Source organism: Leclercia pneumoniae (genome assembly GCF_017348915.1).
Classification (GTDB): Bacteria; Pseudomonadota; Gammaproteobacteria; order Enterobacterales; family Enterobacteriaceae; genus Enterobacter; species Enterobacter pneumoniae.
This window is the reverse complement of the sequence record NZ_CP071383.1, coordinates 3,814,453-3,837,679: the sequence shown is the minus strand read 5'-3', so window position 1 is coordinate 3,837,679 and position 23,227 is coordinate 3,814,453. Positions and strand designations below refer to the sequence as shown.

Below are 23,227 nucleotides of genomic sequence, written 5' to 3'. Positions count from 1 at the left end.
TGAAAACTGCTGCAGCATAACATGACTTTTCCGGACATCACATGCCGTGATGCCCGGAGCAGAAATGCTTATCGCAGAAGAATATAGAGCGTATCGTTACCCCGCACGATCTGCAGGGCGATCACCGCCGGTTTGTTCTCCAGCACTTTGCGCATTTCGGCAATAGACTGTACGCGCGTGCGGTTGACCGCAATGATCACGTCATCTTCATGCAGACCCGCTTGTGCCGCCGGGCTGCTCTTCTCTACGCTCTCAAGCGTGATCCCTTTGGTACCATCTTTCAGTTGGCCATCGCTCAGGGTCGCCCCCTGCAGCGCAGGTGCAATCATCTCGGCGCTGGCAGAGGAGGAGGTGCTTTTATCAAGCGTTACCTCTACGGTCATTGGTTTGCCCTCCCGCAGCAGCCCCAGCTTCACTTTGGTGCCAGGCTCGGTGGTGGCGATGCGTGAACGCAGCTCCGCAAAACTGCTCAGCGGCTTGTCGTTAAGGCTAACAATGACATCACCCGACTTAATGCCCGCTTTCGCTGAGCCAGAGTTCGGTAAGACTTCACTCACAAACGCACCGCGCTGGACGTTCAGATTGAACGCTTTGGCGATATCCGCGCTCATCTCCATCCCTTTAATGCCCAGCAGGCCACGTTTCACTTCACCAAAGTCAATAAGCTGTTGGGCCAGCGTTCGGGCCATATTGCTCGGAATGGCAAAGCCGATGCCGACGCTGCCGCCACCCGGCGCGAGAATAGCGGTATTGATACCAATAAGCTCACCGTTCAGGTTCAACAATGCGCCGCCCGAGTTTCCGCGGTTGATGGAAGCATCGGTCTGAATAAAGTTTTCCAGCCCTTCGAGATTCAGGCCGCTGCGCCCCAGCGCAGAGATGATGCCCGACGTCGCAGTCTGCCCAAGGCCAAATGGGTTACCGACCGCAACGGCAAAATCTCCTACGCGCAGCTTGTCAGAGTCGGCAACCGCGATTTGCGTCAGGTTAGTGGCATTCTGGAGCTGTAACAGGGCGATGTCGCTTTGATCATCCCCGCCAATCAGTTTGGCCTCGAATTCACGACCATCGTTCATCTGGACGCTGATTTTGTCAGCCTCGCTGATGACGTGGTTATTGGTCAGTACATAGCCTTTAGCGGCATCGATGACCACACCGGATCCCAGCCCCTCAAAAGGTTGCGCCTGATCGGCCCCCTCTTCGCCGAAATATTTTTTCAGCTCTTCAGGAATGCGCTGGCTTTGTTGCGCCGTGCCTTCCACCTTCACGCTCACCACCGCCGGCAACACTTTCTCCAGCATTGGGGCGAGCGTCGGAAGGGGCGCCTGGCCAGGTACCTGTGAAGGCATGGCTGCATAAACAGGGAAAGATGCCGGAAGAGCGAATCCGACACACAATGCTAACGCGCTTAACAGCTGATTTTTTTTGTTCATTGACGCTGGCTCTCGCAACCTGGGGTAAAGGAATATCGGCCCAAAAACAGTCTGATGTTATTGAATTTTAAAACGCTGAACAATGAGGTGTTTGACTAAATAATAGCTGGGGTAATGAAGAAAGGACGGGCGCAAAGGCTGCGCCCGTGAAATATATTTGCGCTGTGCGGTTAGTCGCGTTTTACGCCACCGCGCAGCAGACCAGATGCACCGTCAGAATAATCGCGCGGCATCTGTACCGGAGCTTGATCGTTACTGGCTTCGGATTCAGCCAGGCGGTTGCGGAATGGATTCGTTTCTGCGGTCATTTCCGGCAGCAGGCTGCTGGAGCTTTTTGCCATATGCTGATAGAGCTGACGGTAATCGTCCGCCATGTTGTCCAGCAGCTCTGCGCTACGCGCAAAGTGGCTAACCAGCTCTTCACGATACTCTTCCAGTTCAGCTTTGTTCTTTTCCAGTTCGTACTGCAAAGCCTGTTGTTGACGCAATTTGCGATTACCAAAACGCATGGCCACGGCGCCGATAACGATGCCGACGACTAAACCAATTAGCGCATATTCCCAGGTCATGAACTTCTCCCGTTGTCTTGTGGTTCCGTAGGGTATTGGCTCGGCTCCATGCCTGTGCCTGATTATGCCACTATAACCGCTATTTCCGTAGAAGTGGAATCCCGCGGTATCATCGCGTAGTGTAGAACGGCCTTTTTTTCGTCAACAGCGCAGGTTGGCGCGTCTTAATTGAAGGAATAACAACGAGATTATGCAAAGCCTCTCCCCGACAATGCGTTATCAGCAGGCCCTGCAGGAGGGCTCGCATCAGCCGGACGATGTTCAACGCGATGCGGTAAATCGTCTGGAAAAAATCTTTCAGGCGCTGACATCCCGTCCCACCGAGGCCGCACCCGCAGGTGGACTGAAAGCCGCCTTTGGTCGTCTGTTAGGAAAAAAAGAGCCGCAGGCGATCACACCTGTGCGTGGCTTATATATGTGGGGTGGCGTAGGGCGCGGTAAAACCTGGCTAATGGACCTCTTTTATCAGAGCCTGCCGGGCACGCGTAAACAGCGTTTGCACTTTCACCGCTTCATGCTGCGCGTGCATGAAGAGCTCACCGCGCTTCAGGGGCAGAGCGATCCGCTGGATATTGTCGCCGAACGTTTCAAAGCCGAAACCGATGTGCTCTGTTTTGATGAATTCTTTGTTTCCGATATTACCGACGCCATGCTGCTGGGCGGGCTAATGAAAGCGCTTTTTGCCCGGGGCATCACCCTGGTGGCAACCTCGAACATCCCGCCGGATGAACTCTATCGCAACGGTTTACAGCGGGCGCGTTTCTTACCCGCCATCGATGCAATTAAACAGCATTGTGACATCATGAACGTGGATGCGGGCGTTGACTATCGGCTGCGCACGCTGACGCAGGCACATCTCTGGTTGTCCCCCCTCAATGATGATACCCGCCAGCAGATGGATAAACTCTGGCTGGCACTGGCTGGGGCGAAGCGCGAAAACGCCACTGAACTTGAGATTAACCACCGCCCGTTGCCAACGCTGGGCATGGCCAACCAGACGCTGGCCGTCTCCTTCGCGACGCTGTGCGTCGATGCCCGTAGCCAGCATGATTACATTGCACTGTCGCGCCTGTTTCATACCGTCATGCTCTTTGATGTGCCGGTGATGACCATGCTGATGGAGAGTGAGGCTCGTCGCTTTATTGCGCTGGTTGATGAGTTTTACGAGCGTCACGTTAAGCTGGTGGTAAGCGCCGCGGTGCCGCTCTATGAAGTCTATCAGGGCGAGCGGTTAAAGTTTGAGTTCCAGCGCTGTCTGTCGCGTTTGCAGGAGATGCAGAGCGAAGAGTACCTGAAACGCGAGCATATGCCCTGAATGGCTCTTTTCGTTCCGGAAAAGTCGGGCAGTGGGCGGTGCTTTTCGCACCGCTGAAAAACCCTCGTCAAATCACATTTAGGGGTCGATCTTTGACCTCGACTTCTCTATAATCTTGCGACCCCACGTTACAAGAAGGTTTTTTTCCCAAAACTTTCTATGTGTCGGCATTTGCTATTCGAAGGGGTAGGTTTGCCGGACTCTGTCGTGTGAACCTCAACTGATTAAACGTTTGGGTGAACACCTACGTGTAACTTATTTATTTGGGTAAGCTTTTAATGAAAACTTTTACAGCTAAACCAGAAACCGTAAAACGCGACTGGTATGTTGTTGACGCGACCGGTAAAACTCTGGGCCGTCTGGCTACTGAACTGGCTCGTCGCCTGCGCGGTAAGCACAAAGCGGAATACACTCCGCACGTTGATACTGGTGACTACATCATCGTTCTGAACGCAGACAAAGTTGCAGTAACTGGCAACAAGCGTACTGACAAAATGTACTACCATCACACTGGCCACATCGGTGGTATCAAAGAAGCGACCTTTGAAGAGATGATTGCTCGCCGTCCTGAGCGTGTGATTGAAATCGCGGTTAAAGGCATGTTGCCAAAAGGCCCGCTGGGTCGTGCTATGTTCCGTAAACTGAAAGTTTACGCAGGCAACGAGCACAACCACGCGGCACAGCAACCGCAAGTTCTTGACATCTAATCGGGATTATAGGCAATGGCTGAAAATCAATACTACGGCACTGGTCGCCGCAAAAGTTCCGCAGCTCGCGTGTTCATCAAACCGGGCAGTGGTAAAATCGTAATCAACCAGCGTTCTCTGGAACAGTACTTCGGTCGCGAAACTGCCCGCATGGTAGTTCGCCAGCCGCTGGAACTGGTTGATATGGTAGAAAAACTGGATCTGTACATCACTGTTAAAGGTGGTGGTATCTCTGGTCAGGCAGGTGCGATCCGTCACGGTATCACCCGCGCTCTGATGGAGTACGACGAATCCCTGCGTTCTGAACTGCGTAAAGCTGGCTTCGTTACTCGTGACGCTCGTCAGGTTGAACGTAAGAAAGTGGGTCTGCGTAAAGCACGTCGTCGTCCACAGTTCTCCAAGCGTTAATTGCTTTCTGCTTTGGCAGACAACAATTGGCCAAAAACCCGCTTCGGCGGGTTTTTTTATGACCGCTGCTGCGGTTACCCTCAGGATAAGCTTGTTTATCTCCTCTTTTTCGGCATTTCCAGAATCGCCTCACCACAAAGCCATCAAAATCTGGTAAACTATCATCCAATTTTATGCCCAAATATCGGTGAATACTCGATTTTTGTTCGCTTTTTGAGCAATGATTTAGGCTCTCCGGGATGGGTGACAAATCATCTGGCTGGCCACGTGGCCGGTAGCAGTAAAAATTCTGAATATACCTGGAGGTTTTCATGGCTGTCGCTGCCAACAAACGTTCGGTAATGACGCTGTTTTCTGGTCCTACTGACATTTATAGCCATCAGGTTCGTATCGTGCTGGCCGAGAAGGGTGTCAGTTTTGAGATCGAGCATGTGGAAAAGGATAACCCGCCTCAGGATCTTATCGATCTCAACCCGAGCCAAAGCGTGCCGACGCTGGTTGATCGTGAGCTGACCCTGTGGGAATCCCGTATCATTATGGAATACCTTGATGAACGTTTCCCTCATCCGCCGCTGATGCCAGTTTATCCGGTTGCGCGTGGTGAAAGCCGCCTGTACATGCAGCGTATCGAGAAAGACTGGTATACGCTGATGAACGTTATCGTGAATGGTACCTCTTCCGAAGCCGATGCCGCGCGCAAACAGCTGCGCGAAGAGCTGCTGGCTATTGCACCGGTGTTTGGTCAGAAGCCTTTCTTCCTGAGCGATGAGTTCAGCCTGGTCGATTGCTACCTGGCGCCGTTGTTGTGGCGTCTGCCGGTAATGGGCGTTGAGTTCAGTGGCCCGGGTGCGAAAGAGCTGAAAGGCTATATGACGCGTGTCTTCGAGCGCGACTCTTTCCTGGCTTCTCTGACAGAAGCCGAACGTGAAATGCGTCTCGGCCGGGGTTAATCATTGTGGAAATGTCACAGTTATCTCCACGCCGTCCTTATCTGCTGCGCGCCTTCTATGAATGGCTGCTGGATAACCAGCTCACGCCGCACCTGGTTGTGGATGTGACGCTGCCCGGCGTACAGGTCCCGATGGAGTATGCGCGCGACGGACAGATCGTTCTCAATATCGCTCCGCGTGCCGTAGGTAATCTGGAGCTGGCAAACGACGAAGTGCGCTTTAATGCGCGTTTTGGCGGCGTGCCACGTCAGGTTTCCGTGCCGCTGGCTGCGGTGCTGGCAATTTATGCTCGTGAAAACGGTGCCGGTACCATGTTTGAGCCTGAAGCGGCTTATGATGAAGATGTGACAAGCCTGAACGATGACGGAGAGACCGCGACTGGCGAGAACGAAACCGTCATGTCGGTTATCGACGGTGATAAGCCTGACCATGACCACGACAACGATCCGGATGACGATCCGCCGCCGCGCGGTGGTCGACCTGCGTTACGCGTTGTGAAGTAAAGTGCGAATGATAAAAAGCCCAAATAGAAATTTGGGCTTTTTTTTATCGGTAAGAAACCTTTAAAGATAAACGAGCGTAATGGTGGCTAATCCATCTAACCCGATAGTGTTGCTGGAAGTGAGACCACTGGCGATGCTCGCGGATACGCGCAGAGGCACAACTACCGTTGTCACAGGCTGCAGCGTGGTACTGTTTTTGCGGGCAAAGGATAAATACCCGTTCATACCCGATGAGAACGCGGCAGGAGAGGCGATGGACCAGGGGCCGGCCGTGGTGCTGGCACTGACAATGCTTACCGGGACAGCCGAACCCGCATCCTGCGCCTGCACACTCTCCTGGTCGATGACAATGGCATAGCTACCAATATTTTTACCTTCGCTGGTTTTGCCCAGTCCGAACAGACGCTCCGGATTACTAATATTGCCCTGACCCTGGAAAGGGACATCAGGGCCGGTATTGCCGTTTCCATCCTGACCATAAGCGACAGAATCGGGTCGCGAATCTCTGGCGGTGATGGCCACGGCCGTGGAGGCTTCGCATACGATATTCAGCGTGATGTCGCGACTGCCCCACTGTGTGAAATGGGTGGCAGAAAGCAACGCGGCAGAACGTTTCCCGAAGTCTACGATGCCGTTATTACTGAGCGTGGGCGTGCAGGCTGCGGCATCTGTGGTGACAGACACATCAATATTCACGGTGTCCGATGCCCAGGCCAGAGAGGTTGATACAACCAGCCCGACGAGCGTTTTAAGCAGTGTATTCATTGTGCTTCCACCCTGACTCTAATGTTACCGGCATAGCGGGTTGTATCAGTAATGGCTTCGTTTTCAAACTGCGGCGTAACCGTCAGCGTGACGCTCGCCTGGCTTGCCGTCCGTTCGCCACTGTCGATAAACGCTAACCCGTCGTTGACGTTGAGAGACAAGGAGGATTGGCCCGCGTCGGTAATGGCCTCGTCGCCAGCGCTCACTTTACTGAGCCGCACGCTACGGTCATCCAGCATTGCCTGGCTCGCCATGACTTTCATTGCTCCGCGACTGCCGAATCCAAACTGGTTGCCGTTGGCCAAACCAGAAGAGACAAACAGACGGATTCGGGAAGGTGTATCGCACACGGCGCGTACCACCACCTGCTTTTCCGTCAGAGTAATCTTTTGGCTACCCTGCAGCTGGCGTTCTGCCGGGCTCATCCGGCTGTAGGAGAGCGAAGGCTGACTGGCGGTAATCTGACAATCCGCAAGGGCCAGACTGGACGTGAATAACATCAGGCAGAGTGAATAACGGAGTTCACTTCTCATTTGCATACCCCCTCTGCGGTATCGTAAAAGGTGTTAGGGTCGCTGTTTTCAGGCAACGACGTTTCGATACGGCAAACGCCATTTTCGAGTCTTGCCGCCAGGATCTGTCTCGGCAGAATGTTATTAATGAAAACGATACCGTCTTCGACTACGGTGGTGATGTATTTCCCGTCAGTATCTTCAATGGCAATGCCTCTCGGCAGCTTGCTACCATCAGGAAGGGTGACGTAGAGGAGTGCCCGACGCTGTTCCAGTAATTTGAAATTGACGTTTCCGACAGCACCGCGGCCCTGTTTCATGCGCTTGCTTCCGTTACTGACGTCCACATTGCGCGGGAGGGTTTCTGTATCAATTTGCACTAACGCGTTACGGTAGGGGGGCAGCGCCGGAATGATGGCCTGGCCCCATCTGTCAGTCCAGACCGGGCCTTGTGGCGTCTCAATTCTGACCCCGGAAATATTGCTATCCAGGCGAGCAACGGCGAAGGTGTCGTTGATCTGCCACGGAGAGAAGGTCACACCGTTGCCGTGGGCTACAATTCCCCCCTGCATCGATGCGCTGTAGGTCCGATTTCGATCGTTGTCTGCGCTGGCGTTCAGGTTCAACTGGGTATAATGCAGATTGGCGTTAATACCGCCGTTGACGGCGTTAACGTTATCTTTGGTGCCTCTTTCCGCGCCGACCGAGTAGTTCAGCTCGTCAGAGACATTGGCGTTCATCGTGGCGCCAAAATGGGTGTTGTTGCTGTCATGGCGGCTATACAGGTTGGCCGACTTCTCTCCCAGCGGTATGCTGAGATTCACGTAGACCAGATCCTTATCGTTTCCTGCCGTGTTATTTTTGCCATTGCCGGTGTCATAGTGGAGCTGGCCGTTGGTCCCTAACTGGTGCTGCCAGCTCACGGATAACATGGCGCGACGGAAGGCTTTCGACCAGCTCAGCGCGAGATAGCGAGTATCATTATCGCGCTGGTAACTGTCCGTCTGATAGTAGCTCAGGCCCAGGCTGCCGATCGCCTCGGTCGCCAGGCTTATCCCAGCAGAGTATTCATTTTTGTTTTGCGCCACAAAATCGTTGTCGAGCGTGTCCGACAAGGTGCGGTAATCACGCGTCGCGTGCGCAGCACTGGCCCGCAGGCTGATGTTTGGCGTAAGCGCATAGTTTGCCGAAACCGAGGCTTTTTGCCCCTGAAGGGTGTATTCCCGATCGTTTGATACCGCCAACTGCGTCGTCGTGCTCAGGCGTGTAAGCAGCCAGTCGACGTTAATCGCGGCATTTTGATAATCCCGTGCGCCGATCAGGCCGCCGCTCAGGTTAAGGTTATGGGTTAAACGAGTGCCCATCGACACGCTACCCACCCAGGGCTTTTTCTTGTAATCATCATCGACGCGCCCAAATGCTACGTGGATGCCCGTCGGCGTGCCGCTCCCCCGGTTATATTGTGTTGCCGGTACGATAAAGCGCTGCTGTGAAGCGTCCGATTCCACCACCGTCACCGACAGATCGCTGCTGCGATCGAGCAGTTGAAGATCCGTGAGCGTAAAGGGTCCCTGAGGAACAAGGTTGGAGGCGATGAGCTTATTACCCTGACGAATCTCCACGCGAGCCTGGGAAGAGTTGGCGATACCGCTTACCTGGACACCAGCATCATTGGGAGACAATGCGCTATCCGGTGAGAACGATACGCCGTAAATGGATGCTCCATCCAGTAAGCTATTATTGAGACTGACCTCACCCGCTTTCATGGTGCTGCCAAGCCCAACAAAGGTATGCTGTATCCATGTTGAGGAGCTTGTGGTGCTGTATCTGCCGTCGTTATAGCTCAGCATTTGGTGCGAGCGCACCATCCAGTCGAGGATGTTGAAACCGCCGTCAATCGTCGCCTGTGAATAGTCGGATTGCGAATCAGCAAACTGGTTTCGGGTCGTGAAAAGGGAATAATTTAACATTCCCGCCGCGCCACCCGTTACGTAATCACCCAGATGGTCCGCCTGACTGTCCAGCGCGTCAGTCGGTACGATGATTTCCAGTTCTTCCTTTTCAGGATGCTGTTTGATGATCGTATTGGGCCAGGTTTTGCGAAAGTCATAGCAAGGCGTATCGTTAATATTGCTGGGTATTTTCAGCGCCGCCTGCTTAAGCAACCCTTCATCAAAGCACAGTTCGCCTTTCTCAGAAAAACGAGCGATAAAAGCACCTTTAGAAGTGCCATTCACTTTCAATGCCAGAGGGACTTCACCGGGCGCAAAGCGAGCTTCTTTCTCAAAATATTTGGAGATAGCAGGGTCCATGCCCAACGCTTTAAGCGTCTCGCGATCAAAATCTACCGCCTGACTGTCATCCGCGGAAGCGGTGATGCTGCCAACTTACTGATTTAGTGTATGATGGTGTTTTTGAGGTGCTCCAGTGGCTTCTGTTTCTATCAGCTGTCCCTCCTGTTCAGCTACTGACGGGGTGGTGCGTAACGGCAAAAGCACCGCCGGACATCAGCGCTATCTCTGCTCTCACTGCCGTAAAACATGGCAACTGCAGTTCACTTACACCGCTTCTCAACCCGGTACGCACCAGAAAATCATTGATATGGCCATGAATGGCGTTGGATGCCGGGCAACCGCCCGCATTATGGGCGTTGGCCTCAACACGATTTTACGTCACTTAAAAAACTCAGGCCGCAGTCGGTAACCTCGCGCATACAGCCGGGCAGTGACGTCATCGTCTGCGCGGAAATGGACGAACAGTGGGGCTATGTCGGGGCTAAATCGCTCCAGCGCTGGCTGTTTTACGCGTATGACAGGCTCCGGAAGACGGTTGTTGCGCACGTATTCGGTGAACGCACTATGGCGACGCTGGGGCGTCTTATGAGCCTGCTGTCACCCTTTGACGTGGTGATATGGATGACGGATGGCTGGCCGCTGTATGAATCCCGCCTGAAGGGAAAGCTGCACGTAATCAGCAAGCGATATACGCAGCGAATTGAGCGGCATAACCTGAATCTGAGGCAGCACCTGGCACGGCTGGGACGGAAGTCGCTGTCGTTCTCAAAATCGGTGGAGCTGCATGACAAAGTCATCGGGCATTATCTGAACATAAAACACTATCAATAAGTTGGAGTCATTACCCGCGGAAGCAACGGTCGGATAAATGACTACAGGCAGCGTACCAAGCGTAATAACAATTAATTTTTTTAAGAACGATCCATGTAACCACATTCTATTCCCTTTTATTGTAATGCGGTGGTATAACTTTCTCCTGTGTAGCCATAGCGGCTGGCCGGGAAGAATTTAATTTTAGAGTCGGTTGTCTGCGGTAATTTCACTGTGATGTGAGTGCCGGGTAGAATATAGGTTGCCGGAAGATGACCTTCTTTCCCTGAAGGCATGGAAATAAACCTTGGTGACATCCGAACGACATATTTTCCGGGATTAACTATATCAATATCACTGCCTTTTTTTTGCCATTGCAGATGCTTCCAGGGTTGTAAGTCTTCTGGCAGAGAGGTTGGCTGAATAATTACCGGTAAATCCTGGCGTATCGTGACGGCGAGACGGTTGCCATCCTTCGTTTTGGCCGGGATCCCTTCAAAACTTACACGTTTCATTTCCTGCTGCTGTAACGGACCGGATGTTTGCAACATAAAGCGCACACGCTGTACCTGGCCTGCTTCTAAGCGAACCACTGGCTGAGTAGCCACCAGACGGGTAGTGCTCTTACTGCCCGGTAGCTCTGTGACGCGGGTATATAAAAGCGCAGGGGTGCTGTCCGTATTGGTAATATTAATACTGGCTTCGCCTTTGCTTTCATCGACCAGAAGCATTGTGGTTTCAGGAACCATTCCTGACGCCAGACTTTGCGCCGAATAAAGAATAAGCAGGGTGGGTAGGAAATGTTTTTTCATAAACACATCAGCTAAAAAAATAGTAAAAAGGCCTGCGAACGTTCCGTTCGCAGGCCGGCGTATTACAGGTAAATCAGACCGATAGTTGCATTACCACTCAGAGTAATGCTTTCACTTGCGCTGCTGAAGGCAGACATTGGTTGTACAGCGGCAGTGATGGTCAGCGGTACGCTCGCGGTTTTAATAGCGACCGGAGCCAGGGTACCGGTACGCGCAAAGGTGACGATATTTGCACTGGTACCATTAAAGGGACTCAACATGCCGGTATTCGCTTTGCTCCAGGTAGTGATGCCTGCACGAACGGAGAGCATATCTACAGGCAGGTTGGCATCAGCGCCATCGGTCGCGGTGATGTCACTCATTTTCATGGCAATGGTGTATGCACCGATCTTCGTTGTCCCAACGGTACCCAGACCAAACGCCTGAGAACTGTTGCCTACGGAGTAGTTGGTCTGGTTAGGGCTGGCGTTGGCAATAAAAGTATCAGTGCTCAGCGGAACGACAGATTCGAGGCGGTTGTCGTTAGCGGCAAATGCCACTCCCGTTGCGCCGGTGCAGGCAATAGAAAGAGTAATATCACGTGAACCCAGCTGGTTCAGTGCAGGCGCTACTGCGGTCAGGGTGGAAGCAGTGATGGTGCCGAAGTCAATCTCAGCTGCGCTCAGGGTTGGGGTGCATGAACCCGGGGTGATAGAGCCTTTTACGCCCATGGTCACGCTGCCAGCGGCTGCTGCATTAAAAGTTGCAAATGACAGTGCAGAGCACAGCGCGACTGCAGAAATTTTCCATTTCATGTTCATAGTATCAAATATCCTTACTGATAAAATTACGGTGTGTTAATAAAAGCGTTGTAGTGAATTAAGATTCGTTACAACAATGCCATTCAGGGATTAACGATCATCCTGTTAAGATGATTATTAACGCTTAATTGGCATGGGTTAGAGTGTGTTGCTTTAGCTATTCCTATATTAAATACTCTTTAGGCTAATGTGAATTAGCAACTCGAGTATTAAGAATTCATTTGGTTCGTATTGATTTGTTGAATGTATTTATACTAAATCATCTGTTTTTAAAGCTTTTAATAACCAATTAAAATTATCTGGACGTTATTATTTAATGTCTCTACCGAGGCCATTTAAGGGTTTTTATTATAAGCGTGATTTTATTTAAAGCCGTAAAAGCGGCAATTACGCTGCTGGATAATTTTAAGCAAAAATCATCTTGCAAAATTTAAATGCTTATTAATGGAGTAAGAGGGCTATTTTTAGGTGGGAAAATCATTAACTGATGAATGTGACAGGCCATCTTTAATAGACGAGATGGCCTGTCTTTACGCGTTTTATACTTCCAGGTAGTTCATAATGCCGTCAGCCGCTTTGCGCCCTTCGGCAATCGCCGTGACCACCAGGTCAGAACCGCGAACGATATCGCCACCGGCGAAGATTTTCGGGTTGCTGGTCTGGAAGGCGTTATCGCTGCCTTCCGGGGCAATCACGCGACCCTGCGAATCCAGCTCAACGCTGTGCTTCGCCAGCCACTCCATGCTGTGGGGACGGAAACCAAACGCCATCACCACTGCATCTGCCGGGATCACATGCTCGGAGCCGGCCACGATTTCTGCACGACGACGGCCTTTCGCATCCGGCGCCCCCATCTCGGTACGCGCCATCTTCACGCCGCTCACCTTGCCGTTTGCATTCACTTCAATACCCAGCGGCTGGATGTTGAACTGGAACTCGACACCCTCTTCACGCGCGTTTTTCACTTCGCGTCTTGAGCCTGGCATGTTCTCTTCATCACGACGGTAGGCGCAGATAACGTGCGCCGCATTCTGACGAATAGAGGTTCGCACGCAGTCCATCGCGGTATCGCCGCCGCCCAGCACCACGACGCGTTTACCTTCCATGCTCACGAAGGGCTCGTTGGTCGTTTCACCGTAGCCCATCAGCTGTTTGGTGTTGGCAATCAGGAACGGCAGGGCGTCGTACACGCCTGGCGCATCTTCATTCTCCAGACCACCGCGCATGGACTGATAGGTACCCACGCCCAGGAATACGGCGTCGTAATCCTTCAGCAGGTCGTCGAGCTGCACGTCGCGGCCCACTTCCACATTCAGTTTGAACTCAATGCCCATGCCGGTGAAGATTTCGCGGCGGCGGGTCATGACCTCTTTTTCCAGCTTGAAGGCCGGGATGCCGAAGGTCAGCAGGCCGCCGATTTCCGGATGACGGTCGAAGACCACCGCCTTCACGCCGTTGCGGGTCAGGACGTCGGCACAGGCCAGGCCCGCCGGGCCTGCACCAATGATCGCCACGCGCTTGTCGGTTTGACGCACGCCGGTCATATCCGGACGCCAGCCCATCTCGAACGCTTTATCGTTGATATAGCGTTCGATGTTTCCGATGGTCACCGCACCAAACTCGTCGTTCAGCGTACAGGAGCCTTCACACAGACGATCCTGTGGACAGACGCGACCGCACACTTCCGGCAGGGTGTTGGTCTGGTGAGACAGTTCGGCGGCTTCAAAAATACGTCCTTCATTGGCCAGCTTCAGCCAGTTCGGGATGTAGTTATGGACCGGGCATTTCCATTCGCAGTAAGGGTTACCGCAGGACAGGCAGCGGTCTGCCTGCGCTTTGGCCTGGCCTTCTGAAAACGGCTCATAGATTTCTACAAATTCAATTTTACGGATCTTCAGCGGTTTCTTTGGCGGATCAACACGCTGCAGGTCGATAAACTGGTATACGTTCTGGCTCATTGCTACCCCTTACTGCGCCTGCACGCGCAGCTCTGCTGCGCTACGACTACGGTGACCCAACAGGGCTTTAACATCGCTGGACTTCGGTTTAACCAGCGCGAATTTCGAGGAGAAGGCTGGCCAGTTCGCCAGAATCTCTTCGCCGCGTGAAGAACCGGTATGCTGCACGTGCTCGGTGATAAGACCGCGCAGATGCTCTTCGTGGATCGCCAGGGATTCAACATCCAGCACTTCAACCAGCTCCGGGTTTACACGTTTACGGAAATCACCGCTTTCGTCCAGCACGTAGGCGAAGCCGCCCGTCATACCGGCACCGAAGTTCACACCGGTTTTGCCCAGAACACAGACGATCCCGCCGGTCATATACTCACAACCGTTGTCGCCAATACCTTCTACCACGGTGATAGCACCGGAGTTACGCACTGCAAAACGCTCACCCGCACGACCGGCTGCAAACAGACGACCGCCGGTCGCGCCGTACAGGCAGGTGTTACCGATAATGCTGGCTTCGTGGCTACGGAAGGCAGAACCGACCGGCGGACGTACCGCCAGCAGACCACCCGCCATGCCTTTACCCACGTAGTCGTTGGCATCTCCGGTCAGGTACAGCTCCACGCCGCCCGCGTTCCAGACGCCGAAGCTCTGACCCGCCGTGCCGCTGAAGTGCGCGGTAATCGGATCGGATGCCAGGCCCTGGTCGCCGTGCGTTTGCGCGATGTAGCCGGAGAGCGATGCGCCGACGGAGCGGTCAGTATTGCGGATATCAAACCAGAAAGTTTTGCTCTGCTTATCATCCACATACGGCTTCGCCTGCTGCAGCAACTGTGCATTCAGCACGCCGTTGTCAAACGGCGGGTTTTTCTCGGTGCAATAGACCGCTTTGCCAGGGTGCGGCTGCGCGGTTTCCAGCAGCTTGCTCAGCTCCAGTTTCTGCTGTTTGGCGGTAAATCCTTCCAGCTCTTTCAGCAGGTCGGTACGGCCAATCAGATCCACCAGACGCTTCACGCCCAGCTGCGCCATCAGCTCGCGCGTTTCGCGGGCAATAAATTCAAAGTAGTTGGTCACTTTGAAGGGAAGACCATGGTAATGGTTCTTACGCAGCTTTTCGTCCTGGGTTGCCACACCGGTTGCGCAGTTGTTGAGGTGGCAAATACGCAGGTATTTACAGCCCAGCGCCACCATCGGGCCGGTGCCGAAGCCAAAGCTTTCTGCACCGAGGATCGCCGCCTTGATGATGTCGAGGCCGGTTTTCAGACCCCCGTCTACCTGCAGGCGGATCTTGTGGCGCAGGCCGTTCGCCACCAGCGCCTGCTGGGTTTCCACCAGGCCCAGCTCCCACGGACAGCCAGCGTATTTCACGGAGGAGAGCGGGCTTGCGCCGGTACCACCGTCGTAGCCGGCAATGGTGATCAAGTCTGCGTAGGCTTTTGCCACGCCGGTAGCGATGGTGCCGACGCCCGGTTCGGAAACCAGCTTCACGGAGATCATCGCCTGCGGATTAACCTGTTTCAGGTCGAAAATCAGCTGCGCTAAGTCCTCGATAGAGTAGATATCGTGGTGCGGCGGCGGGGAGATCAGCGTCACGCCCGGCACCGAGTAGCGCAATTTAGCGATGTACGGCGTGACTTTATCACCCGGCAACTGACCACCTTCGCCCGGTTTTGCCCCCTGAGCGACCTTAATCTGAATCACGTCGGCGTTAACCAGGTACGCAGGCGTTACGCCAAAGCGACCGGATGCCACCTGCTTAATGCGCGACACTTTATTGGTGCCGTAGCGCGCAGGATCTTCGCCGCCTTCGCCGGAGTTCGAGTTGCCGCCGATGCTGTTCATGGCTTCTGCCAGCGCTTCATGAGCTTCCGGGCTGAGCGCGCCGATAGACATCGCCGCGGTATCGAAGCGTTTGAACAGCTCGGACGCCGGTTCAACGTCATCGATGCTGACCGCTTCATCACCCGGATTCAGGGCAATCAGGTCGCGCAGCGTTGCCGCCGGACGGTTATTGACCAGTTCAGCGTACTGCTGATAGTCGCTGTACTCGCCGCTCTGCACTGCCTGCTGCAGCGTGCGCACAACGTCCGGGTTATAGGCATGGTATTCGCCCCCGTGAACGTATTTCAGTAGACCACCTTGTTCCAGTGGTTTACGCGCCAGCCATGCACGTTTGGAAAGGTTGAGCAGGTCTTGCTGGAAATCAGCAAAGCCCGCGCCGCTGATGCGGCTGATCACGCCCTGGAAGCAGAGTTCTGCCACATCGTCATGCAGACCCACGGCTTCAAACAGCTTCGAACAGCGGTAAGAGGCGATAGTCGAGATGCCCATCTTGGACATGATCTTGTACAGGCCTTTGTTGATACCGTTGCGGTAGTTCAACATGACAGTGCGGTAATCTTTGTCGATGGCACGGCTATCGACCAGCTTCGCCAGCGTTTCGTAGGCCAGGTACGGGTAGATGGCCGTCGCACCAAAGCCTAACAGCACGGCGAAGTGGTGCGGATCGCGGGCGCTGGCGGTTTCAACAATGATGTTGGCATCGCAGCGCAGGCTCTTATCCACCAGACGGGTTTGAATCGCTCCCACCGCCATCGGCGCAGGCACTGGCAGACGGTTTTTGGCAATGTTGCGGTCAGAGAGCACCAGCAGCACGGTACCGTTACGTACCATCTGCTCCGCTTTGTCGCACAGCGCCTTCACCGTCTCTTCGAGGGTCGCTTCGGTCACGTCGAAGGTAATATCAAGCGTGTCGGCGCGATAGTGATCCTCTTGCAGCGTCGTAAGCTGTTTGAAATCGGAATAGAGCAGAATCGGCGATTTAAAGGTCAGACGGTGCGCCTGGCCTTCGGCTTCGCAGAAGACGTTCATCTCGCGGCCGATGCTGGTGGCCAGCGACATGACGTGCGCTTCACGCAGCGGATCGATTGGCGGGTTGGTTACCTGCGCAAACTGCTGGCGGAAGTAGTCATAAATAATACGCGGCTGGCTGGAGAGGACGGCAAATGGGGTATCGTCGCCCATTGATCCGACCGCTTCCTGGCCATTTTCGCCCAGTACGCGGATAACCGAGTCCAGCTCTTCCGCGCTGTAGTTAAACTGTTTCTGGAAGCTCGCGAGCGCATCGTCATCCATCTCACGGCTACCCACTTCTTCGTCCGGCAGCTCTTCAAAAGGCACCAGGCGACGAACGTTTTTCTCCATCCACTCTTTGTACGGGTGGCGGCTTTTCAGATCGTTATCGGTTTCAGCGGAGTGCAGAATACGCCCGCCACGGGTATCGATAACCATCAGCTCGCCCGGGCCGACGCGGCCTTTCTCGACCACTTCATCAGGCTGGTAATCCCAGATGCCGACTTCAGACGCGCAGGTGATGAGCTTATCTTTGGTGATGACGTAGCGCGCAGGACGCAGGCCGTTACGGTCCAGGTTACAGGCGGCAAAGCGGCCATCGGACATAACAATGCCCGCCGGGCCGTCCCACGGCTCCATGTGCATGGAGTTAAAGTCGAAGAACGCGCGCAGTTCAGGATCCATGTCCGGGTTGTTCTGCCAGGCCGGTGGCACAAGCAGACGCATGGCACGGACGATGTCCATCCCGCCAGCCAGCAGCAGCTCAAGCATGTTATCCATGGAGCTGGAGTCCGAGCCGGTTTCGTTCACGAACGGTGCGGCATCGTGCAGATCGGGGATCAGTGGAGTCTGGAACTTATAGGTACGGGCGCGCGCCCACTGGCGGTTACCGGTGATGGTGTTGATCTCGCCGTTGTGTGCCAGATAGCGGAACGGCTGAGCCAGCGGCCAGCGTGGAACGGTGTTGGTGGAGAAGCGCTGGTGGAACAGGCAAATGGCCGATTCCAGACGCAGGTCCGCCAGGTCCAGGTAGAAGCGCGGCAGGTCAGCCGGCATACACAGACCTTTATAGATGTTCACCAGGTTGGAGAGGCTACAGACGTAGAACTCTTTGTCTTCCTGGAGACGTTTTTCAATGCGGCGGCGAGCGATAAACAGACGGCGTTCCATATCACGTGGACGCCAGCCCGCAGGCGCGTTGACAAAAATTTGTTCAATGCGAGGCAGCGAGGAGAGGGCAATTTCACCGAGCACCCCTTCATTGGTTGGCACATCGCGCCAGCCGACAATCGACAGGGTTTCGCGCTGAAGTTCTTCTTCAACGATGCGGCGTGAGGCGGCTGCTTTTTCAGGATCCTGATTCAGGAACAGCATGCCGACAGCGTAGTTTTTGGCTAAACGCCAGCCGCGCTCTTCCGCCACGATACGGAAGAAACGATCCGGTTTTTGCAGCAGCAGACCGCAACCGTCGCCGGTTTTACCATCGGCAAGGATGGCACCACGGTGCTGCATGCGGGCCAGTGCGTGAATGGCAGTACGCACTACCTTGTGGCTAGGTTCGCCTTCTATGTGGGCGATCAGGCCGAAACCACAGTTATCCTTCTCAAGGGATTTATCGTACAACATATCAGTGAACCTCCCCAGGCTCGTCGGGCTTCCCACTGAACTTAACCGTGGCGCACAGGCACAGAAAGAGCATGGCGACGGGGTTTGCGTTTCATACGCGTACCTCGCATTCGCCCTCTTTTTCATCCTTTCGCGCAGGTAAACAAGTTTGAGGACTTGCTTCAGAGGGAATCTCAATTACTGCATAAATATGATGAGCAGACTGCTCATCCAGAAAGCTTCCAGCGGATTTCCAACTTATCGGGAATCGGTTATCAGGTCAAATGGCAATCTTATTTATACGAAAATGTGCTAAAGCATGTTTAATTAATTGAAATAAAAAGATATTTAACGAATTTTACAACCACAAAAGGCCAAGGGAGGGAGCGGGGTAGTGTGATCTGACTCACTATCTGAAAGCGGTATTATCCACGTGGGATGCTGAAAAGCTTGTTTTTGGCAGGATATTACTCTGGGGTGGCGATCAAACCCGCATAATCACACTCTTTTTCAGCAGTGACGCTATAAATGAAAAAAAAGCGGCTGAACATAAGGAAAAGTAATTGGCTAATGCTTGAATGAAATTGCAGTAATCTTGATTTTTTATTCAAATGAATAATAGCCGTCCAGGGCGATTGATCCAGGTCATCGCCGACTGTGGCTAAAAATGGCAGGCTAGGCCCCTTTCAGCGGGGCGGTCTATCAGATTATGCAGTTACAGAAATTAGTCAATATGTTTGGTGGGGATCTTTTACGTCGTTATGGCGAAAAGGTCCATAAGCTGACGCTGCACGGTGGTTTCAGCTGCCCCAACCGCGATGGAACTATTGGCCGTGGCGGCTGTACCTTCTGCAACGTGGCCTCTTTCGCCGATGAAACACAGCAGCAGCACTCCATGGCTGAACAGCTGGCGCATCAGGCGAGCCGGGTCAATCGCGCCAGACATTATCTGGCCTACTTCCAGGCTTATACCAGCACCTGGGCAGAGGTGCAGGTACTGCGCGCCATGTATCAGCAGGCCGTAAGCCAGGCGAATATCGTCGGGCTCTGTGTCGGCACGCGTCCGGATTGTGTCCCTGATGCCGTATTAGACCTGCTGAGCGAATACCACGCGCAGGGTTATGAAGTCTGGCTGGAGTTGGGGTTACAGAGCGCGCACGACAAAACGCTACACCGTATTAATCGCGGCCATGACTTTGCCTGCTACCAGCGCACTACGCGGCTGGCGCGTGAACGGGGGCTTAAGGTGTGCTCGCATCTGATTGTAGGCTTGCCCGGAGAGGGGCTCCAGCAGGGGCTCGAGACGCTGGAAAATGTGGTCGAAACCGGCGTGGATGGCATCAAGCTGCATCCGCTACATATCGTGACCGGCAGTATTATGGCAAAGGCCTGGGAAGCGGGAAGGGTAAATGGAATTACACTCGAAGAGTACACCGTGACGGCGGGGGAGATGATCCGCCATACGCCGCCAGAAGTGGTTTACCACCGTATATCCGCCAGCGCCCGCCGTCCAACGCTGCTGGCACCGCTCTGGTGCGAGAACCGCTGGACGGGGATGGTGGAAATCGATAAATACCTCATTGAGCACGGGGTTCAGGGGAGTGCCCTGGGGCGCCCTTGGCTACCACCTTTAGCGTCTACGTCCGCCTAACAAGCTGCCCAGCATGCCGCGTACGATCTGATTGGTGACCTGGCGTGCTGCGCTTTTCGCCATAGTTTGTACCACGCCGTCGCGCTTACCCCCGCGCGGCCCGGTGCTGCCAAACAGAATATCTTTGAGCCCGCCCAGAATGCCATCGTCCGTGGCCGCTGCATCGCCTTTCGCAGTGGGAGCACTCTGCTGCTGCGGGCTCGCCTCTATCCCCGCCTGTAACTTTTCAAAAGCCGATTCCCGATCGATCTCGTCTTCGTATTTGCCGTAAACCGGAGAGTGGTTAATTAGCCCGTTACGTTCATCGTCAGTGACGGGCCCCATACGTGAGTTGGGTGCGATCACCATTGCGCGCTCTACCACTGAGGGGCTGCCTTTGACATCCAGGAAGGAGATCAAGGCTTCACCGGTGCCCAGCGCCTGAATTGCCTCTTCCGTACTGAACGCTGGATTGGCGCGCATGGTCTGTGCGGCCGCTTTAACCGCCTTTTGATCTTTTGGCGTGAAGGCGCGCAGGGCGTGCTGTACGCGGTTACCTAACTGACCCAGTACGTTGTCAGGGATATCGGACGGATTTTGCGAAACAAACCAGACGCCAACCCCTTTCGAGCGGATCAAACGGATCACTTGTTCAATCTTGTCGAGTAAGACCTGCGGAGCACCGCTGAACAGCAGATGTGCTTCGTCAAAGAAGAACACCAGTTTGGGTTTTTCCAGATCGCCCGCTTCAGGGAGTTGTTCATATATTTCAGAGAGCATCCATAGCAGACTGGCGGCGTACAGTTTGGGCATCTGATAGAGCTTTTCCGCGCTCAGAATGTTAATGATGCCCTTACCGTTACTGTCGGTGCGCATCCAGTCCTTAATATCCAGCATCGGTTCGCCGAAGAAGTGCCCGGCGCCTTGCTGCTCAAGCGTGAGCAATCCACGCTGAATAGCGCCAATCGAGGCGGAACTGATGTTGCCATACTGGGTCTGGAAAGATTTGGCGTTATCGCCAATATAGTGGGTGATAGCGCGTAGATCTTTGAAATCCAGCAGCAGTAATCCCTGTTCGTCGGCAATACGAAAGATGATATTCAGCACGCCAGACTGCACCTCGTTCAGATTGAGCAGCCGTGCCAGCAGCAGCGGGCCCAGATCGGAAACGGTGGCACGTACCGGGTGGCCTTTTTCGCCGAAGATATCCCACAAGACGACCGGGTTACCCTGCGGTTGCCAGTCGGTCACACCGATGTTTTTCAGTCTGGCGAGCAGCTTCTCTGAGCCAACGCCCTCCTGCGCAATGCCGGTCAAATCGCCCTTCACATCGGCCACAAATACCGGTACGCCACAGCTTGAGAATGATTCAGCCAGCTTTTGTAGGGTGACGGTTTTGCCCGTGCCGGTGGCACCGGTAATGAGCCCGTGTCGGTTTGCCATTGCAGGGAGGAGAAACAGCTCGTGATCCAGCGTACGAGCAATTAGCAGAGGAGTACTCATGATCCAATTCCTTTTCTGGGCACTGGGTGGAGTATAGGCAACCTGATGCGCAAATTCCTTTGTTTGCTGCGCATTACCCAGTGCGGACTATGCTTTTCCATACGGTTATCAACTTTTTGGGAAATTATGTCCAGATTCTTTTTTAACGACCGCGAACAGCTGGTCAATGACGCCATTGAAGGCATGCTGATTTCTACACCACACGCTAATCTCGCCAGGCTTGATATTGACCCGGCTATTCGCGTTGTCGCCCGTGCTGACTGGGATAAAAGCCGCGTGGCGGTTATTTCCGGCGGTGGTTCGGGTCATGAACCCGCCCATGCCGGGTTTGTGGGCAAGGGGATGCTCACCGCAGCGGTGTGCGGCGATCTTTTTGCTTCGCCGAGCGTTGACGCGGTCTTGAATGCGATCATGGCGGTAACGGGCGAGCATGGCTGCCTGTTGATCGTCAAAAACTATACCGGCGATCGTCTGAACTTTGGCCTCGCGGCAGAAAAGGCCAAGGGCTACGGGCTGAACGTCGAAATGGTGATCGTGGCCGACGACATTGCTCTGCCTGATAACAAACAACCGCGAGGCATTGCGGGTACGGTGCTGGTGCATAAGATAGCCGGTTACGCTGCCGAGCAGGGGAAATCGCTCCGTGAGGTTCGGGATCTCGCCCAGCAGGCCTGCGATAACCTCTGGAGCCTCGGTGTGGCGATGCGCACATGCAGTCTGCCCGGCAGCGATGAAGAAGAGGGGCGTATCCAGCAGGGGCAAGTCGAGCTGGGTCTCGGGATCCACGGTGAGCCGGGTGCGTCGATTGTCAATACCCAGAACAGTAAAACAATCATCGACACCCTGGTGAAACCGCTGCAGGAGCAGGCTGGCGCCGGGCGGCTGGCGGTTATGATCAATAACCTCGGCGGCGTATCTGCGCTGGAGATGGCGCAGCTTACCAAAGAGCTGGCGCACTCAGCGGTAAAAGACCAGATTGACTGGCTTATCGGCCCGGCGACGCTGGTCAGTTCGCTGGATATGAAAGGCTTTTCGCTCTCGTGTTTGAAGCTGAACGACACCTTTGAGCAGGCACTCAATTCGCCAGTGGAGACCCTGGGCTGGCAAAAACCCGTCGCCTTTGCGCCAATGCGTACGGTATCGCACGAGGTTGTGCGCGACAAAGTGGAATTTACCCCCTCCGATAATGCGCAAATTGCCGCGTGGGTGGGCGCAGCGACGCAGACGCTGCTGGATCTGGAAAACCGGCTCAACGCGCTGGATGCGAAAGTAGGCGATGGCGATACCGGATCTACCTTTGCGCAAGGTGCGAAGGAGATAGCCCAACGCCTTGCGCAAAAGCAGTTGCCGCTAAATGATCCCGCGAAGTTGTTATTGCTGGTGGGTGAAAGATTGGCGACGGTGATGGGCGGCTCGAGCGGCGTATTGATGTCGATCTTCTTTACCGCCGCCGGGCAGTCGTTGCTGGAGGGTAAAACCGTGCCAGAGTCGTTGTTGAGCGGGTTGGCGCAAATGAAGCATTACGGTGGGGCCGCGCCTGGGGATCGCACCCTGATCGATGCGCTCCAGCCCGCGCTGGAAGCTTTGCAGCAAGGGGATATTCAGGCTGCTGCACAGGCCGCTCAGCAGGGTGCAGAGGCGACGGCCAGCATGCACAAAGCCGGTGCGGGGCGTTCATCCTATGTCAATAAAGAGAATCTTCAAGGGGTGACCGATCCGGGTGCGGTGGCGGTGGCGGAGGTGTTTAAAGCGCTGGCGAAGTAGCGAAGAAAAGCCGGGTGGGGCGATGCCTCCACCCGGCGTAGTCAC

At 54.4% G+C, this 23,227-nt stretch carries 18 protein-coding genes; 8 read left to right on the top strand and 10 right to left on the bottom strand.

What is annotated here, in order from left to right; all coding sequences use genetic code 11:
- Window positions 1-68 precede the first annotated feature (68 nt).
- On the bottom strand, window positions 69-1,433 hold the full coding sequence (gene degQ / locus JZ655_RS18600; protein ID WP_207292480.1) for a serine endoprotease DegQ: 1,365 nt from the start codon (window positions 1,431-1,433) through the stop codon (window positions 69-71).
- Between the two features lie 170 nt (window positions 1,434-1,603).
- Entirely contained in the window at window positions 1,604-2,002 is a 399-nt protein-coding gene (gene zapG / locus JZ655_RS18595) for a Z-ring associated protein ZapG (protein WP_040073845.1), read from the bottom strand.
- A 190-nt stretch (window positions 2,003-2,192) separates the two neighbouring features.
- Between zapG and zapE the strand changes: the two genes are divergently transcribed.
- From zapE to sspB, 5 genes are all read left to right on the top strand, one after another.
- Complete coding sequence (zapE, locus tag JZ655_RS18590) at window positions 2,193-3,317, top strand: cell division protein ZapE (protein ID WP_046885762.1); 1,125 nt, start codon at window positions 2,193-2,195, stop codon at window positions 3,315-3,317.
- A gap of 278 nt (window positions 3,318-3,595) precedes the next feature.
- A complete protein-coding gene (gene rplM, locus JZ655_RS18585; RefSeq protein ID WP_040073847.1) occupies window positions 3,596-4,024 on the top strand; it encodes a 50S ribosomal protein L13 in 429 nt (142 codons plus the stop codon).
- Between the two features lie 15 nt (window positions 4,025-4,039).
- Window positions 4,040-4,432: a 30S ribosomal protein S9 gene (gene rpsI, locus JZ655_RS18580; RefSeq protein WP_003860436.1), complete on the top strand. Its 393-nt coding sequence runs from the start codon at window positions 4,040-4,042 to the stop codon at window positions 4,430-4,432.
- A 311-nt stretch (window positions 4,433-4,743) separates the two neighbouring features.
- The gene (gene sspA / locus JZ655_RS18575; RefSeq protein WP_040073848.1) at window positions 4,744-5,382 is read left to right on the top strand and encodes a stringent starvation protein SspA; all 639 of its coding nucleotides are present in this window, start codon (window positions 4,744-4,746) and stop codon (window positions 5,380-5,382) included.
- A 5-nt stretch (window positions 5,383-5,387) separates the two neighbouring features.
- Window positions 5,388-5,885 carry a ClpXP protease specificity-enhancing factor gene (sspB, locus tag JZ655_RS18570; RefSeq protein WP_046885763.1) on the top strand — a complete coding sequence of 166 codons (498 nt, stop codon included), beginning with the start codon at window positions 5,388-5,390 and terminating at the stop codon, window positions 5,883-5,885.
- Between the two features lie 60 nt (window positions 5,886-5,945).
- Here the strand turns inward: sspB and JZ655_RS18565 are convergent, their stop codons facing one another.
- Genes JZ655_RS18565 through JZ655_RS18555 form a run of 3 tightly spaced genes read right to left on the bottom strand, consistent with a single transcriptional unit; the run spans window position 5,946 to window position 9,474 of the window.
- Complete coding sequence (locus tag JZ655_RS18565) at window positions 5,946-6,650, bottom strand: DUF1120 domain-containing protein (protein ID WP_207292479.1); 705 nt, start codon at window positions 6,648-6,650, stop codon at window positions 5,946-5,948.
- Complete coding sequence (locus JZ655_RS18560) at window positions 6,647-7,183, bottom strand: DUF1120 domain-containing protein (protein WP_207292478.1); 537 nt, start codon at window positions 7,181-7,183, stop codon at window positions 6,647-6,649. Before JZ655_RS18560 ends, JZ655_RS18565 begins: the two co-directional genes overlap by 4 nt.
- Window positions 7,180-9,474 (bottom strand): fimbrial biogenesis usher protein, encoded by a 2,295-nt coding sequence (locus JZ655_RS18555; protein WP_242637285.1) that lies wholly within the window; start codon window positions 9,472-9,474, stop codon window positions 7,180-7,182. Before JZ655_RS18555 ends, JZ655_RS18560 begins: the two co-directional genes overlap by 4 nt.
- A 115-nt stretch (window positions 9,475-9,589) precedes the next feature.
- Between JZ655_RS18555 and JZ655_RS18550 the strand changes: the two genes are divergently transcribed.
- Window positions 9,590-10,287 (top strand): IS1-like element IS1A family transposase gene (locus JZ655_RS18550; RefSeq protein ID WP_242637262.1). Its coding sequence is split into 2 segments (ribosomal slippage): window positions 9,590-9,839 and window positions 9,839-10,287, totalling 699 coding nucleotides; the frame shifts between segments, so codons are not numbered across the junction.
- A gap of 116 nt (window positions 10,288-10,403) precedes the next feature.
- Here the strand turns inward: JZ655_RS18550 and JZ655_RS18545 are convergent.
- The 4 genes from JZ655_RS18545 to gltB all read right to left on the bottom strand — a co-directional run bounded on the left by JZ655_RS18545 (window position 10,404) and on the right by gltB (window position 18,306).
- Complete coding sequence (locus JZ655_RS18545; protein ID WP_040073851.1) at window positions 10,404-11,078, bottom strand: fimbria/pilus chaperone family protein; 675 nt, start codon at window positions 11,076-11,078, stop codon at window positions 10,404-10,406.
- A 62-nt stretch (window positions 11,079-11,140) separates the two neighbouring features.
- A complete protein-coding gene (locus tag JZ655_RS18540; protein ID WP_046885767.1) occupies window positions 11,141-11,878 on the bottom strand; it encodes a DUF1120 domain-containing protein in 738 nt (245 codons plus the stop codon).
- Between the two features lie 539 nt (window positions 11,879-12,417).
- Window positions 12,418-13,836: a glutamate synthase subunit GltD gene (gene gltD / locus JZ655_RS18535; protein ID WP_040073853.1), complete on the bottom strand. Its 1,419-nt coding sequence runs from the start codon at window positions 13,834-13,836 to the stop codon at window positions 12,418-12,420.
- Window positions 13,837-13,845: 9 nt separating this feature from the next.
- Complete coding sequence (gene gltB / locus JZ655_RS18530) at window positions 13,846-18,306, bottom strand: glutamate synthase large subunit (RefSeq protein ID WP_046885768.1); 4,461 nt, start codon at window positions 18,304-18,306, stop codon at window positions 13,846-13,848.
- 688 nt (window positions 18,307-18,994) lie between these two features.
- Here gltB and mnmL point away from each other — a divergent pair.
- Window positions 18,995-19,936, top strand: coding sequence for a tRNA modification radical SAM protein MnmL/YtqA (gene mnmL / locus JZ655_RS18525; RefSeq protein ID WP_207292477.1), 942 nt, complete (start codon window positions 18,995-18,997; stop codon window positions 19,934-19,936).
- On the opposite strand, the gene JZ655_RS18520 is transcribed toward mnmL, so the two are convergent.
- On the bottom strand, window positions 19,916-21,418 hold the full coding sequence (locus JZ655_RS18520; RefSeq protein WP_207292476.1) for a helicase HerA-like C-terminal domain-containing protein: 1,503 nt from the start codon (window positions 21,416-21,418) through the stop codon (window positions 19,916-19,918). The two genes, mnmL and JZ655_RS18520, sit on opposite strands and share 21 nt — an antisense overlap.
- A 126-nt stretch (window positions 21,419-21,544) precedes the next feature.
- Here JZ655_RS18520 and JZ655_RS18515 point away from each other — a divergent pair, with 126 nt between their 5' ends.
- The gene (locus tag JZ655_RS18515) at window positions 21,545-23,182 is read left to right on the top strand and encodes a glycerone kinase (RefSeq protein ID WP_207292475.1); all 1,638 of its coding nucleotides are present in this window, start codon (window positions 21,545-21,547) and stop codon (window positions 23,180-23,182) included.
- Window positions 23,183-23,227 lie beyond the last annotated feature (45 nt).

Coding starts and splice junctions, on each gene's coding strand:
- degQ (WP_207292480.1), bottom strand. CDS start 1,433: ATGAACAAAAAAAATCAGCTGTTAAGCGCGTTAGCATTGTGTGTCGGA.
- zapG (WP_040073845.1), bottom strand. CDS start 2,002: ATGACCTGGGAATATGCGCTAATTGGTTTAGTCGTCGGCATCGTTATC.
- zapE (WP_046885762.1), top strand. CDS start 2,193: ATGCAAAGCCTCTCCCCGACAATGCGTTATCAGCAGGCCCTGCAGGAG.
- rplM (WP_040073847.1), top strand. CDS start 3,596: ATGAAAACTTTTACAGCTAAACCAGAAACCGTAAAACGCGACTGGTAT.
- rpsI (WP_003860436.1), top strand. CDS start 4,040: ATGGCTGAAAATCAATACTACGGCACTGGTCGCCGCAAAAGTTCCGCA.
- sspA (WP_040073848.1), top strand. CDS start 4,744: ATGGCTGTCGCTGCCAACAAACGTTCGGTAATGACGCTGTTTTCTGGT.
- JZ655_RS18565 (WP_207292479.1), bottom strand. CDS start 6,650: ATGAATACACTGCTTAAAACGCTCGTCGGGCTGGTTGTATCAACCTCT.
- JZ655_RS18560 (WP_207292478.1), bottom strand. CDS start 7,183: ATGAGAAGTGAACTCCGTTATTCACTCTGCCTGATGTTATTCACGTCC.
- JZ655_RS18555 (WP_242637285.1), bottom strand. CDS start 9,474: ATGGACCCTGCTATCTCCAAATATTTTGAGAAAGAAGCTCGCTTTGCG.
- JZ655_RS18545 (WP_040073851.1), bottom strand. CDS start 11,078: ATGAAAAAACATTTCCTACCCACCCTGCTTATTCTTTATTCGGCGCAA.
- JZ655_RS18540 (WP_046885767.1), bottom strand. CDS start 11,878: ATGAACATGAAATGGAAAATTTCTGCAGTCGCGCTGTGCTCTGCACTG.
- gltD (WP_040073853.1), bottom strand. CDS start 13,836: ATGAGCCAGAACGTATACCAGTTTATCGACCTGCAGCGTGTTGATCCG.
- gltB (WP_046885768.1), bottom strand. CDS start 18,306: ATGTTGTACGATAAATCCCTTGAGAAGGATAACTGTGGTTTCGGCCTG.
- mnmL (WP_207292477.1), top strand. CDS start 18,995: ATGCAGTTACAGAAATTAGTCAATATGTTTGGTGGGGATCTTTTACGT.
- JZ655_RS18520 (WP_207292476.1), bottom strand. CDS start 21,418: ATGAGTACTCCTCTGCTAATTGCTCGTACGCTGGATCACGAGCTGTTT.
- JZ655_RS18515 (WP_207292475.1), top strand. CDS start 21,545: ATGTCCAGATTCTTTTTTAACGACCGCGAACAGCTGGTCAATGACGCC.